This is a genomic window from Pseudoalteromonas sp. MSK9-3 (assembly GCF_003590335.1).
Taxonomy (GTDB): Bacteria; Pseudomonadota; Gammaproteobacteria; order Enterobacterales; family Alteromonadaceae; genus Pseudoalteromonas.
This window is the reverse complement of the sequence record NZ_MIET01000074.1, coordinates 15,213-31,485: the sequence shown is the minus strand read 5'-3', so window position 1 is coordinate 31,485 and position 16,273 is coordinate 15,213. Positions and strand designations below refer to the sequence as shown.

The window sequence follows — 16,273 nt, the reverse complement described above, 5'->3', positions numbered from 1 at the left end:
TGCCCCAAAGCATACCGTATCTCGATTTAAGTATCGCGACAGCAATAATGCCCATGCACCTTGAATAACGGTGTTAACTGTCACATGGTTTTGCTTAGCAAAGTCCGTTAAATGCGTTGTTTGTGCTTCATCAAACTGAATATGTTGCTTAGCATAGCGCTCTGCTTCTTCAGCGCCACTTAATACCGACGTTAGGTAACTTGGGTCCGTCAACTTACTCGTTTCATGCTCCCAATACGCTAAATTGCCTGCCGCATCTTGTTTTTCAAGATACGCAATATAGTCTTTATATTGCACCGGACTTTTCGGTAACGTGATGCCTTTATAGGCTTGTAACACTTCGCCCATCATGGCGGATGAGCTCCACCCATCGGTTAATAAATGATGATTGGTCCAAATTAAATAATGCTCTGACACGCCCGTTTTTATCAATGTTAAACGCGTCAAACCTGGGTCGGTAATAAAATCAAACCCTCGCTCTCTATCCGCTTGCGCTGCGTTTATCACTGCATTTTTATCTAACTGACTATGCTGCCAATCTAGCTCCTGCCAATCTTGTGCACTCTCTTTAGCAACAAACTGTAAGTTCATTTTATCTGTACATACAAACCCTGTTCGCAGTACATCATGACGTGCGATGACGGATTGCCAAGCCTGTTTAAAGCGCGCAACATCTAAGCCTTTCACCTCAAAACAAATCTGATTAACATACGCGTTGCTTTGCTCAAACATGCTGTGGAATAACATGCCTTCTTGCATCGGAGATAGTGGGTACAGATCATCCACATTACTCAGGGTAAGTGGCAACGCCGCTAATTGTGTTTGCGATAATTTAGCCAATGGGACATCTGATGGGGTCAATGTAGCTTCTGCTGTTTGGCAATGCGCCACAATCTGCTGTAATGCAGCCTCAAAGTGTGCGGCAAACTGCGCCACATCGTCATTATTTAAACGCGCTTGTGAGAAACTTACTTCAAAAGACAGTGCCCCATTCAACACTTGCCCATTAATCGTCAATTCGTTATTAAGATCGATGTTATCACTCGTTGCTTTGCCAGAGCTTTCCGATGCTAAACGCCAAACCGATGTACTGTCCTGTACTGCGCTGTTATCAAACTGTCCCAAATAATTAAATTCGATTTGACTGAGTGAGCTCTGTTGTAACTGCGTTTGCTCTGCCTCTGAGCCATTAAATTTAAATGCACTATACCCTATCCCCTTGTTTGGAATAGCCCGTAAGTTTTCTTTATTGGCGATGATGGTATCCGCCAACGAGGGCATACGTTGCAATACAATGGGGTAAAGTGTGGTAAACCAGCCCACAGTCCGACTTAAATCTACGCCCTGCTCCCATGGCTCTCGGCCATGGCCTTCCAAATTGATAGACACTTCAGATTGACCTAACCACTGATACAGCGCTTCGCTCAGCGCACTAAGCAACAAGTCATTTATCTGTGTACGATATACTTTTGGTGCCTCATGTAATAATGACTCAGTTCGCACTTTATCTAAATTGACGCTGACCGCTGCGCGATGTAAAGCCAATTTACTGCCCTGTGCATTTAAGTTAGGTAATTGTAATGGCTGAGTGACTTGCTCAGACCAATAAGCAAATTCCGCTGCAAATTGATTTGGATACTCACGCACACGTTCAGCCCAATACTGATAACTGTGACTCTTTAATGCCAAGGTAAGCGCTTTGCCTTCGATAGCTTGCTCATAAGCTATCGCCAAGTCATCCAATAAGATCCGCCAAGATACACCATCAACCACTAAATGATGGATCACTAACAACACTCGATATGTGCCATCAGTGACGCGCATTTGTACAACTCTCATGATGGGACCATGAGTAATATCTAGACTTTGCTGGGCCTGTTGTGCATATTGCTCGATGTCAGCTACACCCACTTCATGTACCCACTTAGTGTGTTCTACAAGCTGCTCGCTATGTGGGGTGTATTCCTGATGCCATGTGCCAACCTCATCTTGATAGTACCGCATACGTAACGCATCATGCGTTTCAATCAATGTGCTAATTGCTGCGTTAAGCGCCACTTCGTCTAATGCTTGATCGCTATGTAACATGACCGCTTGGTTCAAATGAGAGCGTTCAACCATCTCCTTTTTAAAGAAGCTTGATTGGATGGGCAATAAAGGGACTTGACCCGCGACACTTTGCTCAATTAAATCGTCGTCTTGTAACGCAACTAAGTACTTAGTCAAACGTGCAATCGTTTGTTGTTCAAACACCTGCTTAGGTGTGATCAAGTATCCGGCCTGACGAATTTTGGCAATGATCTGTAAACTAACGATTGAGTCACCGCCTAGTTCAAAGAAATTATCAAAACGGCCCACTTGATCTAGCCCGAGCGTTGAACACCAAATAGCGGCCAACATACTCTCTTGCTCACCTTCAGGGGCAACAAACGTACTGTCCATATTTCGTTCAACATTAGGTAAGGCATCTCGATTAACTTTACCGTTATTCGTCAATGGCAAGTGTGTCAGTGTGACAAATACGTCAGGGATCATGTAACTCGGTAAATGATCACGTAATATCTCTTTTAAGACGTCATACTCGACTTCATCATCCGCGACGATATAAGCAACCAATTGAGTACCTAATTCTGTCTGATCTGCAATTACAACCGCTTCATGCACCATGTCGATATTACATAAATTGGCTTCTATTTCACCTAATTCAATTCTAAAGCCTCGCACTTTCACTTGATGATCTGTACGGCCCAAATACTCAAGCTCTCCATCAAAGCTCCAACGGGCTAAGTCTCCGGTTCGATATAAACGCGTTCCCTCATCGCTAAATGGATTAGCAATGAATCGTTCAGCAGTCAATGTCCCTTGATTTAAATAACCCCTAGCGAGCCCTTCACCTGCAATGTATAATTCACCAGGTACACCTATTGGCATCAAAGTTAATGCATCACTCAACACATATAACTGCGTATTATCAATTGCATCCGTGATCGGCATAACATCTCTCTGATCACTCGAGTTGTCCTCAATATTAAATATTGAGCACCCAACAACGGTCTCGGTTGGCCCATATTCATTAATGATCTGAGCTTGTGGAAACACGGTTCTTAATTGAGCAACCGTTGCGCCCAATAGCTTATCACCCCCCACTACAAAGCAATGTGCTTGCTCTGATGGAGTGAGTAACTCACTCGCAATAATGGCATCGATATGAGCGGGTGTTATTTTATATAACGTTGCTTCTGTATTGTGTTGTAAATGCTTAATGAGATTATTTAACTCTTCATCTCCTGACGGCAATAAAGTCACTGTATCACCGCTATATAGCGGTACTAATAAACTCGTTACCGTCGCATCAAAAGAGAGCGTAGAGCTCACTAGGCTTGATGATACATTTGGTAAGTAGGATTTCTGAGCGTAAGATAAATAGTTAGATAACCCTTGATGAGTTACCGCAACCCCTTTGGGCTGACCAGTGGAGCCCGACGTGTAAATAACATAAGCGAGGTTATCTCGAGCAATATATGGACTGTGACACACATTGTCTGACGCATATGTTATGTCCTGTAACACATGTACATTCAGCAGCTGCGCTGACTCAGCAAACTTTGCCGCAGAACCATCAGATAAGATCAACTTTAAAGCACTGCTTTTAGCAATATACTCTACGCGATCACTTGGCAAATTAGGATCAATAGGCACATACGCCGCACCTGTTTGGTGAATCGCGAGTAAGCTCACAACCATATCGACATTTCGACTAAAAATAACACCGACGCGATCTTCTGGAACAATATTTTGAGCCTGTAAGTAAGCGCTGAGTCTATTCACTTGATGTACTAGCTTTCCATAAGTGACAACTTCATCCCTAAATCTAAGTGCGACTTTATTCGGAGTATGAACACTATGATGGTGTACTTTGTCATGTAGCAAAGCTTTAGGTTGCTCACATTCATTGCCGCGTCCAAGCGTGATCACCTTATCTACCACATCACGCTTTAACACAGCCACATCGCTTACCGTTTTATCAGGGTGTAACGCAATCTCAGTGAGGATCGACATTAACCCATCAACCAGCGCTTGAACCCTAGTTTCACTATATAGTTCAACGGCATAATTTAAATATAAGGTCACGTCACCTTCGGCGTTTTCAATGGCCTCGAGTACTAAATCAAACTGTGCACTATTAGTTGGCAATGTGGCTTCACTAATGGTCAATTCAGACAGTTGTGATAATTGATTTTCTTCTCTTCGTTGGTAATTAAGCATCACCTGAAACAAAGGTGAACGGTTAAGGTTGCGCTCTAAACCCAGCCCATCAACTAGCTTTTCAAATGGTAAATCTTGATGTGCTTGAGCACCTTGGAGACTCGTTGTAATCACTTTAACAACTTGTGCCAATGTCATAGCCGCTGATAACTCACTACGGATCACCTGCGTATTGACAAAAAAGCCAACAATGCCCTGACTTTCAGTATGCTGTCGATTCGCAATAGGCATACCCACACGGATATCGGATTGACCACTATAGCGGTGAAGTAAAATATGCCATGCACTCATCAATACGGCAAACAAGGTGCTCCCTTGGCTTTTCGCATAATTATTTAACTGCGCTTTTAATGTCACTGGGATCGCGTGAACCGCTATACCATTGCTATATTCCTGTTGATTACTCTGTAAGTCGGCAGGTAACTCTAGGACCGGATGTGAATCACCTAAATTAGCTTTCCAATAGGCTAACTGCCGCGCATCTTCACCTTCTTCCAGCCACTGCTTTTGCCAATGCGCATAATCACTATAACGAGGTTGCTCTGTTACTTCTAATACGTGCCCATTTATTGTTGCTGAGTAAGCAGCGACAAAGTCCGCAATGATAAGGTTTACCGACCAGCCATCAGAAGCAATATGATGCATCACAACCACTAATTCATGCTTGTCGTTTGCATATGTCACTAAGCCAACACGCAATAATTGATCTGCTGTTAAATCAAAAGGGGTTCTCACTAAGCCTGACTTGAAGGCTTCTGGATCGGCATTAGGACTCGCACAATCTAAACGTTGAATATCTGCTTTAACATCATGCTCAATAACTTGCGTAACACTTGCGTCTTGGTGTTCAACAAATCGGGTACGTAATGCATCATGTTTTTCAAGAATGTAATCGAGTGCACTTTGCAGCGCAGTAAAATCTAACATCCCCTCTAAAATCAAACCACCCGTAATGTGGTAAGCATCACTCTCTGGTGCTAACTTCCACAAGAACCATTGACGCTCTTGTGCATAAGAGAGCGTTTGATGCGCACTTTCAGCCCTAAGTAACGGTGAGATAACGCTTCCATTTGACGTGAGACTCAGCTGTGCAAGGGAATGTAAATCGGTGCTGTCAAAAATATCTTGAACATTTAATGTAATATCATGTTTTTTTGCTAAAGCAATTAAACGTAAGCTGCTAATTGAATCTCCGCCTAAGGCAAAGAAGTTATCAAAACGGCCCACTTGCTCTATCTCTAACACTTCACTCCATATCTGAGCAAGTAATGTTTCTCGCGCACCTTCGGGTGCTGCATAAGCTACTTGATTGTGTAGCTCTGTTTTAGGTAACGCCTTTCTGTCAATCTTACCGTTACTATTCGTTGGCAGCTCCGGCAATACCACTAAGACACTCGGTACCATATAATTTGGTAACTGCGTCGCTAACGTTGTTTTCAATGCCTCCACATCAGCCAAGCACTCATCATGTCCAGATAGATATCCAACCAAACGTTTGCCTGATGATGTATCGTCCGCTATCACCACAGCTTCATTCACACCCGCGAGTTTTCTTAACTGGGCTTCAATCTCACCTAATTCAATACGGAAGCCACGGATCTTTACTTGGTGATCCGTCCTGCCTAAATATTCTAGTTGACCTTGCTCATTCCAATACACTAAGTCTCCAGTGCGATATAGTCTCGCACCATCATTAGAAAACGGATTTGCGATAAAACGCTCTGCAGTCAAATCAGCTCGATGTAAATAGCCACGAGCCAACCCAATACCGCCAATATACAGTTCACCTGCAATGCCAATAGGGCTCAATCGCAATGCACTATCTAGTACTAGTAACTCTATACCATCAATCGGCTTGCCAATAGGCACTGACAAGCTTGCATCTCCATGACAGGTGAAATGACTCACATCAACTGCCGCTTCTGTCGGGCCATATAGATTATAGATCTCAGTATTTGGTAACAGCTGTAACGCCTTTGCCTGCACTTCACTTGGCAGCGCTTCACCACTACATAAAATGCGTTTGATACTCGTTGCGCTGCTAACCTCTTCATGACTAATAAACGCTTGTAACATGGAAGGCACAAAATGTATGGTCGTCACTTGTTCAGATATAATCACATCGAGTAATTGGGTACTATCTTTATGTGCTTCAGGTTTCGCTACAACCAATTTAGCACCAAACATCAATGGCCAGAAAAACTCCCATACAGAAACATCAAAACCAAATGGGGTTTTTTGTAAGACGACATCCTCTGCCGATAGGGGGTATGCTGACTGCTGCCAAGCAATTCGATTGTAAATTGCTTCATGTGTGTTTCCTACGCCCTTCGGGTTACCCGTTGAGCCAGATGTATAGATCACATATGCCAATTGGGCAGCATGCGTAGTCAAACTAGGTACTGTTGCTTCATATTGCTCTAGTGCACCTGTTTCAACTGACAACATCGGGGCAATATCAGCAAGCTTGGGAAATTTCTGATCCGAGCTATCCGTAAGAAATAATGCCAAGCCACTATTCTTCGCTATATACTCAATACGCTCTATTGGTAGCGTAGGGTCAACGGGTACATATGCCGCACCAGCTTTTAACACTGCCAATAAACTCACAACCATATCCGCACTGCGCTCAAACAATACGCCCACTTTATCTTCGGCACTGACACCTTTTGCTAACAGACAATGAGCCAAGCGATTTGCTCGCGTATCCAACTGTTCGTAAGTCAGTGTCTTCCCTGCAAAGCTCACCGCTATTGCGGTGGGAACTCGTTGACTTTGTTCATGTATAATTTGCTGTATTGAGGTGCTAAATGGATGGCTTTCACGGCCCATATGCAAAGCAGCAAGTTGCTGTAGCTCTTGCTCAGCCAACAAAGGTAATTGCGACATAGGTTCATGAATATGCGCTAACACCTCACTTAAAACCACATGAAATGTATGTAAACACTGCTGCGCAAATTCAGGACTATACAACTCATTTGCATACATGAGGTTCAACGTTGTTTCTTGACCTACTTCTTCAATGACATCTAACTGCAAATCAAATGGCATACCAAAACGGTAAAACTCAAAGTCCTGCAGTGCTACACCACCCAGTTGTTGCAAACTCTTTTTATTACGACGCAGATAATTGAACATCACTTGAAAAATAGGATGAACACCCGTTTGGCGCTCGGGTTTTAACGCCTTTAGTAAATGTTCAAAGGGTAAATCCTGATTACCCTGTGCTATTTTTGCAACATGCGATGCTTGATCAAGCAACGAGCTAAAGCTCTCATGATGCTCAATAGTCAGTGGGATAGCTTGGGTATTAACAAAAAAGCCAACAAGATTAAATGTTTCACTTAGGTGACGGTTAGCCACTGGCACCCCGACTTGAACACGTGTGGCATTAGCAAAACGAGATAAGAGTACTTGCCACGCGGTCAGTAAAACCAAATATGGGGTTACATTGTTGGCTTTAGCAAGCATTGAAACCTTATGCCATACCGGTTCATCCAATACTTGGATCTCGGTTTTAACACTATATTGCCCTGAATGGCGCGCTTGATTATTGGCAGGTAATCGTAGCGGCTCATCTGCTTGCAATAACTCCTGCCAAATCGTTAACTGTTTCGCATATAAATCTTGTTGGTCTTGCTTGTTTAACCACTTTGCAAAGCCCAGATAACCCACTGTTTCATCCGTTTCACGTAGCGCAGCCCCTTCACTCAAGGCTACGTAAATAGCAACGAATTCATCCAGTAGCTGCTGCATTGACGTACCATCAGCAATAATATGGTGTAGCGTGACGACCAGACTACTATCATTACCCTGATTAACCACACCCACCCGAAGTAATGGCCCTTTAACTAAGTCAAATGGTTGCACAACGACTTGCTTCAATTGTGCATTTCGTTGCGCTAAATCAGTGGCGGTTGTTTCAAAAAAAGTGAAAGTCTGATCACCTCCATCAATTTGCCAAACATCCTGCAACTCACCTTCTACAAATTTAATACGCAAAGCATCATGTTTCTGACACAACGTTTTAAACGCACTGTTTACACGACTGCTATCAAGTAAACCTTCAAAATGTAATGCTCCACCTAAGTTATATGTTGTATTTTCAGGATCTAACTTCCAAGCATACCAAAGAATTTTTTGAGCTGGTGTTAAAGGAACTAACTCACCGTCTGCGATATGCTCTGAAATATGTGGGGCGACGCCAGAGTTTGCACCGCTGATCATCTGCTGTAATTTATTTTTATCAGCTTCCGATAAAGAAGAAAGTTGTCTGTTTTTTCTGGTACGTCTTTGCCGTGACATTCTGGCTCCACTCAACATAAATTGGTTCGAATTTAATATGTGAGCTAGACGAATAGAAACCTGAAAAATCAAGCATTGTAGTGCTTTATTTTATTGTGTAACTGAGGCAAAAGCGGGGCGTGTTAGAACGTAAGATGTACGCTGTGGTGATTCATCTCACAGCGCACATGTATTATCGAGAATTACAGGTTATATGTTACAGAAAAACCAACTGTACGTGGCTCTGTTAATTGACCTGTTACAATCTCACCAGTCATAGGCGAACGGTCCATTGCGGTTTCATTGTCTTGATCAAATGCGTTATTAACATACGCATCTGCTCGCCAATTGTCAGCAATATAAGCGACTGAAAAACGTGTTTCAGTGTAACTATCCGTTTGATATAAATCTGACTGACTAATTTGTGCTTCTGCAAAATGCTTTCGTAGGATTTTGCTTTGATAAGCACTTGTATAGCGAGTATTCAAACTAAGTTGAACATTATCTGTCAACCAATAATCAGCCCCAATACTTGCCGTCGCGCTTGGTGCCATCGGTAACTCTTGACTTAACAAATGTTGATTATTGCTATTGGCTTTTTCAATACTGGTCTCTAATGAGCCAAAGCTACCTGATAATGTTAATGAATCGGTCACAGCATAGGTTAACTCTGCTTCAAATCCATAACTTTTTACGTCTTCAACATTGTGGATAACGGTATCCCACTGCTGACCTGAGTCACCCGTTGCGAAAACTTGATAACCCGAATAATCGTTATAGAAAATATTTGCTGCAAGATTTAATACATCATCCCACGATTTGCGTACACTGAACTCATACGTATTAACGTATTCAGGCTCATAACTATATACTGAAGCAGAAGCCCAATTAAAGTCACCACCACCTGAGTTATACCCTTTGCGGAAACTAAGACCAAGCGTTAGCTCTTCATCAACAGTATGTAAGTAAGCGATTTTTGGTAAATAAAGCGTCTCATCATTGGCAATGATAAATGATGCACCGGATGCTGCTCTAAATTCACGATGTTGCTTCTCTTTTTCAATTCGGCCACCTGCAATAACTTGGCCTTGTTCAGAAACACTCACCGTTACTTCACCATAAATAGCATCTGATGAAGACTCATCATCCCCTTCGTAGATACCCTTATTGAAGAAAGCTTGTTCACGATCATATTTATACACACCAAAGTGCCCACTTAAGCCATCATCAAAAGCAAAGCTAAATTTACCATCTACAGTTTGGCTTTCATCATCCATACGTACATGCCAGACAAGTGGGTATTGATGAAACTCATAGCTATAATCAACATCTGACACCAATAATTCAATGTCAAAATTGTCACTTATCTCATAAGATGTTTTTAAATAAGTATGTTCACTATTTACTTCTTTATCACGTGCATATGACGTGTCGGTGTTTCTCGGTGATGAAATAATACGCTTAGAAAGGTCTGGTCCGCCTAAACCCCAATAACGGAATCCTTCTTCTTGCGAATCAACATAACTCAAAAGCATATCAAGCCCATCAACTTGTGATGGCGTCCATTGTAATTTCGCATTGATCCGTGTCAGTTCAATTGGCTTAGGGTCGAAAGAATATGAATCCCCTTCAGCTAGCTGAAAGTGAGAGTGGTGCTCTCTATCAACATTTTGTACGGTAAAACGATACGCCAATTCATTTTCTATAATAGGCGCAGACACCATAGCTGAAAGCTCTTTGCTTTGCATTTTATTCGCATAGCCCGCTCTCACAGATGCTTCCAGTTTATCCATAGAAGGGGTATTTGTCGTGACATAAATACTTCCCCCCATACTGTTACGGCCACTATTGGAAGATTGTGGTCCACGTAACACTTCGATTTGTTGTACATCCCACAAACCAAGATCACCCGTTAAAGTTGCCACGAATGGTTCAGCAACACCATCGGTTAAAACCGCGACACGCGCTTTAGCACCTGATGTGAAAGAGTAAGAGCCAATGGCAATTCCTTCCCCTTTTACACCCCGAATACTTGGCAAGCTATCTGAAAAAACAACATTTGCAATATCCGATAAAATATCGACATATGAATCTGATTGTCCATTGGCAAGCTCTTCACTCGTAATTACTGCAACAGACGTCGTAGTATCTTTTAATGAGCGACCCGCTTTCTCACCATAAACAACAATATTCTCTATCGATGTAATTTGTTCTTTTTCATCCGCTGAAACAGCTGCCGATACTGCTAAGGCAACTGGAACCATACAAAATGCCAGTTTATTCATTATTTCATCCTAAATTATAGTTAGCCGACCAACAGACGAGCTTAAAGACAGAAAATTTAAGAATAATGGGAACTAATTTTATTTATCATTATGATTCAATGTGTAGCAATATAGCCTGACCATTAAAAACACGACATTCTGAGCAAAAAAACAGCCGAAAATGTACAAATAAAACACGGCATTACACCAGAGGAAATTGCATCATTTAGTGTTCATGATGCAACAATTAAAGCAAGATACTGACGCGCTATTCTTTAAATATGCGCTGGCGTGAAATTACCTCACTTCTTCTGCGCCTATCTTGGCCTTCGCTAATGCATGAAGCCCTTGGGTCATGGCAGGAAATAAACTCTGCTGAAAATTATTCCAGCGTAACTCAAAAATCGTGTCTTCAGGTAAGATCTGTGTATTTAAAACATCATAAATTACTGGCCCTGAATCAATTCCCTGATCGACATAATGCAGCGAAGCACCCGTTTTATCTAGTGCGTCCACATTAACCATTTCCATGGTTTGCCAATTGATGACCTTTTTACCTTGCGCTCCATACAAAGCATCCAGTGTTGCAGTCGCTCCTCGGCGCTGATAAACAGACGCCTCTTTTGTGATCCCCGGATGAATATTCACAATTCGCTGAGCGTAAGCGCTGTCGTCACTCGCCAGCTGATCCAAAATAACAATCAACCCATCTAGCAACACCACATCCGCATCCAACTCATCCAGCTTACTCTCTAAGCGCTGCTCAAAATCCTGCTTCCCTTCTCGCCATGCTTGTGATCCCTTTGGTAACTTACGATAGCTTGAGGGTACGCAACATAACAGTTCATCAACCAGCTTATTACCGACTTTAAGCGTTTCAGGATAAACCCATGCTCCATTGCATGCCACACGCGATGTTCCGTAATCTTGTAGCTTTTGGCTATCAAGCGAATGCGTTAAATCATCATCAAAAATAACGCCAGTTAATTCATATAACTCTCCCAAATCACTGCAGTTCAACTGCGTCACAAGGTGCTCTAATGGTGAGGTCATATAACGTGTTTCATGTTTGTACGCGATCCTTCTACCCGCCATATCTGCTGCTGCATTACGCAAGGAGCACACATATACTAGCTTTAATTTACCCATAATTTTATTATCCATTTTTTGTACTTTTTAAATCCATAACCAATTTGTTATAGATCACACTATCCCACCACCAGACGCTGTACTCTGGTAAATATTTAACCAACTTACATTTCACATAGGCAATTTCACGCGAGTCTCATCAGGAGTAAAATCCGCAATGTACGCGCTATGTAAGACATAACGACACGTCAGAAAATGACAAGCTGAACCCATGTTGATAAATCATCCCACGTTTGATAATGGGCAACTTAGAGAGGATAAAACCCATGCATTAAGACGGGCGTTCAATGCATGGGCTTATGTAGGAAACGTGTTCAATATACCTAGAAGGTATCTCTAAAATTGATAGGCAACACTGGCTTTAACATTGCGCCCTGGCTCGTAGTCCATTAAAAATAACCCCTCTTCACCTGCCAATGGGTGGCCTGTTATGCCATTTTTTGAAGATTGTGAGGCATAAAATTCATCGAATAGGTTATCAATGCCTAACCGTATATTCAGCGCTGGGATCGCGGTAGGAGACCAGTGTGCAGAGAGGTTATGTACTGCATAACTTTGCTTTGCATTATTCATGCTGGCGCCCCCTAAAAAGTGCCCATCAGCAATCCCTCCCACCAGCATCGCTTCCCATGCAATATCTAGATCATAATCGGTTAACTGATATGCCATTTGCGTGGTGATGGTATCGCCTTGCTCACGCTCTAATCGTGCTCCATCTAGTTGCGTATACTGGGCAAAAGCTGACAAGTCACTGCTTGATTGCGCATATGTCAATTGCACCGATAACGAGTTATGCGTGAACTGTGAATACGCTTCAAACCCCTCAATACGCATATCACCAATGTTGTCTTTCCACTGGTCCCAGCGATGCTTTGGATTAGGCTTCATCGCACTGTCAAAAATATAATTATCAATCTGAGTAGAGAACGCGGTGACACCTGCAGACCACGTCATAGATTGACCAATGTGATGCTGATATGCCACTGCAAGCTCGGTATTGAGCCCGGTTTCGGCTTCAATCGCACTATTTTCACTGTCTCTGAGGCCTGCCCCCGCAAAAACCTCACCAATTTCAGGCCCTTTAAATAACTCGGTACTGCTGAGTTTAACCAGCAGGTTATCGGTGATCTGATATTCAGCGGCAAGGGACAGTGATAGCTCTGAGTAATCATTACTCACGACTTTCGCGTCTAGCTCATAACTGTCGTGACGAACACCCGCTATCATTACCAAGCCATTCTCAAACTCAATGCGATCTTGCACAAATACCGCGATATTCTTGGCACTTTCTTGTGACTCAGCGACCGAGCTATCTGTGCTGACCTTATGAAAATCGGTATCATGTTTAAGATAATCTAAGCCATAAGTAACACTGTGGTTTTCATCAGTAAATAAAGCATCAAACGGCGTTTCTGCTAAGAGATTAAAGCCACTATTTTTCGCCTCCCCCGTTACTTGACCGGCATGACCACTAAAGCGCGGATTCGGTGATAATGCCCAACCAGCTTCATCTCGGTACAGCTGACTGGTATTACTAAACACACTTGCCTTTAACAAAGAGCCTTGGCCCCAGTCTAAATCATAACTTAAAGTTAGCGTGTCACGGGTAAATTCAGTAGGCCACAATAAAGGTGTACCCAGCCCTTTCTCAAAAACTAAGTCGGTTGCCAGTCCCATATCGGGTCGATAACTATAATCCCCTTTATCTTGATAGGCTTCATAACTCAATGCCAAACGTTGTTGCGCATTAATATTCCAGCCAATTTTGACCAACGCATCATGGACCTTTCCTTCTAAGCCGCGCACAGTGCCATCAGTACCGGCGATTTGTTCACCCGTTTGGTCTTTAATTTTGCCGCCACCGACTTCATAGTTATCACGGCTAACTTGATTGTAATATGCTAAAAAATCCAACTGCTCGTTTAGCTCACCATAGCCGGTGAATGAAAAGCGATGCCCCGCATTATCAGCAACCCCCACCGATACACGGCCACCCATAGATGCTCCGTCGGCCAATAGATCAGCTGCCTGTTTGGTTTCAAAGCGTACGGCCCCGCCTAACCCACCGTTGATCACTGAGTTCGTACCAGTTTCAATATCTACTGATTTTAAAATATCCGCGTGGATCTGTAAGTTACCCATATGATGATACATATAAGAGTTTTGCGCAGCGCCATCTATTGATATTTTCAGGTCCTTATCGTCCATGCTGCGAATGGTAATACGCTGGTTTAAAGAGTGTGCGCCCCCTACATCAATACCTGGGATACTGCGCAATAAATCAGAAATGTGGTCCGCTTGCTTATTGGCAATATCTTGTTCTTGTAAATACAGAGCTGACGTTTTAACTTGCGTACTCCACACAGAAATTTTCTCTATGTCATCAGCCGCAGCCAATACATTTGGGGCAGCAAACACCCCAGCCACAGCCAATGCTAAACCTGTACGACGAAAACCCATTTGCTGAGCAGTTAAAACCAACATACAACACCTTTTAAATGTAAATAAGAACCAATATCAATATTGTACAGAGATTATAGGTTGATATTTGCGCTTCTATTTTGCAAAATCGTCTAACTTATTTTCAAAAACGTCAAAGGTGCATAGGTTATGACTACTTCCATTTATGTTGATGATCTTTCTTACGCGCTGCAAAAAATTGGCTTAGAGTCCCGCCAGCAAACCTCAGCAGAACAAACGCACTTAGCGCAGGGCGACTTAAGCTTTATAGAATTACAAAAAGGGCTGTACTTGCACCGCGCAGATATCATCGAAAACAGTCATACCAGCAGCAGTGCTATCTTACCTGCGGGGTTTCATGTCACGGTGTTATTGGCAGGTACAGTGTCATTTAGAGTGGCACAAAAACGCTATCAATTTAGCGCCGACAAGGAGCCTGTTGCTTTTATTAATATACTGAATAAACAGGATATATTTACCCGTTTTATGCAAAAAGATCAGCACGTAAAAAAAGTCACGTTAAGCTGTGAACGTAGTTGGTTATTACAAAAAGTCTTAAATGAACAAGCATGCGAGCAGATAGACTCGCAACTGTTTCATTCTCAAAATGTCTATGTCACATCACTGACGCCCTCCCTGCTGCAACAAATCAAGATACTTGCCAATCAAGAGGGTGACACACATCTGCTTGCTCCGCTGCTATTGGAGCAACATGCACTGCAATTATTGCATGAAGTAATTAGTCAGTTTTATCATCCCGAATTAACACCGACCCAAGCGCACTATGCTCATTCACCGATTCAAGCCAGCGAAAGTAAACTGGCGACATTGCTGGTGCTATTGGAGCAAGATTTTACCCTCATTGATATTGCACAGCAGTTAGGAGTAAGTATCAGCACGTTGCAGCGTAATTTTAAACGCAGTTTCAACACCACATTAAAGCAATACGTCAAAATAAAGCGCTTAGAAAAGGCGAGAAAAGCACTTTTGATAGAAGGATTAACCATAGGAGAAGCTGCATATCTAGCGAAATATACCCATGTGGGCAATTTCATTACCGCCTTTAAAAAACACTTTGATATTACGCCTATGCAGCTTATAAAATTACACCGAAGTAGCGCCTCATACGGCCCAAAGTAAACCTAGACCAAAGCCCCATAACCCAAGGTTCAGTGCAACAAGTATGATATTAAACACCGTATTTAAACGCCCTTTAATATAGTCTCCTGCGATTTGCCAAGCCGCTAAAATACCATTTGCGACCGTTGCAGTCAGCACCACCGTTGCCAGTATTTTAAACCACAGCGCACTGTGTAGTGTTGACCACATTGCAAATGATACCGGGCCACACAACACCAAATACCCGATCATCGCCGCCACAAACAAAATAACGATCACGTTACAAACGCGCTGTAAAACCCATTGTTGTGTGCCTGATAGATTTATCATAGCCATATCCACACTCCTGATAAGACACTCAGCAATACGCCCACGGCAATACACACCCAAGATATTTTTGCGCCACCCTCAAGGCTTTCGCAGTGTCCAGCTTCTTGGATTAAATGTTTAACTCCGCCGCATAAGTAATATCCCATGGCGGTCAAGAACGCCCACAAAAACAGTTGGATAATAATGCTTTCATCACGTAATGCATGCAATAACGCAAAGTTTTCTGGTGACTGCAGTGAATACCACAAAGTGGGTAAGTAAAAGGCAAACCCCACCCACATCACCACTGCACTGACACGGTGGAGGATGGAGGCATAGGCTGTAATAGGCAAAGCCATTGTCTGTATCGCCAAGTTCATGGGCCGCTGTTTTTTCATTTTAACCTCTGATCAATTGCCATA

The 16,273-nt window shown here is 42.7% G+C and carries 7 protein-coding genes; 1 reads left to right on the top strand and 6 read right to left on the bottom strand.

Annotated elements, in window-relative coordinates:
- The 4 genes from BGP78_RS22450 to BGP78_RS22435 form a co-directional block, all read right to left on the bottom strand.
- On the bottom strand, positions 1–8,571 hold an 8,571-nt coding region (locus tag BGP78_RS22450), incomplete at its 3' end, for a non-ribosomal peptide synthetase (RefSeq protein WP_119863494.1).
- A gap of 182 nt (positions 8,572–8,753) precedes the next feature.
- Positions 8,754–10,835, bottom strand: a complete 2,082-nt coding sequence (locus tag BGP78_RS22445) for a TonB-dependent receptor (RefSeq protein ID WP_119863493.1) — start codon at positions 10,833–10,835, stop codon at positions 8,754–8,756.
- A 276-nt stretch (positions 10,836–11,111) separates the two neighbouring features.
- Entirely contained in the window at positions 11,112–11,978 is an 867-nt protein-coding gene (locus tag BGP78_RS22440; RefSeq protein WP_259386424.1) for a formyltransferase family protein, read from the bottom strand.
- A 321-nt stretch (positions 11,979–12,299) separates the two neighbouring features.
- On the bottom strand, positions 12,300–14,447 hold the full coding sequence (locus BGP78_RS22435) for a TonB-dependent receptor domain-containing protein (RefSeq protein ID WP_119863492.1): 2,148 nt from the start codon (positions 14,445–14,447) through the stop codon (positions 12,300–12,302).
- Positions 14,448–14,573: 126 nt separating this feature from the next.
- Between BGP78_RS22435 and BGP78_RS22430 the strand changes: the two genes are divergently transcribed.
- Entirely contained in the window at positions 14,574–15,563 is a 990-nt protein-coding gene (locus tag BGP78_RS22430; RefSeq protein ID WP_119863491.1) for an AraC family transcriptional regulator, read from the top strand.
- On the opposite strand, the gene sdhD is transcribed toward BGP78_RS22430, so the two are convergent.
- Together sdhD and sdhC are read right to left on the bottom strand one after the other, a co-directional pair.
- Positions 15,546–15,878 carry a succinate dehydrogenase, hydrophobic membrane anchor protein gene (sdhD, locus tag BGP78_RS22425; RefSeq protein WP_119863490.1) on the bottom strand — a complete coding sequence of 111 codons (333 nt, stop codon included), beginning with the start codon at positions 15,876–15,878 and terminating at the stop codon, positions 15,546–15,548. The two genes, BGP78_RS22430 and sdhD, sit on opposite strands and share 18 nt — an antisense overlap.
- Positions 15,869–16,249: a succinate dehydrogenase, cytochrome b556 subunit gene (gene sdhC, locus BGP78_RS22420; protein WP_119863489.1), complete on the bottom strand. Its 381-nt coding sequence runs from the start codon at positions 16,247–16,249 to the stop codon at positions 15,869–15,871. Before sdhC ends, sdhD begins: the two co-directional genes overlap by 10 nt.
- Positions 16,250–16,273 lie beyond the last annotated feature (24 nt).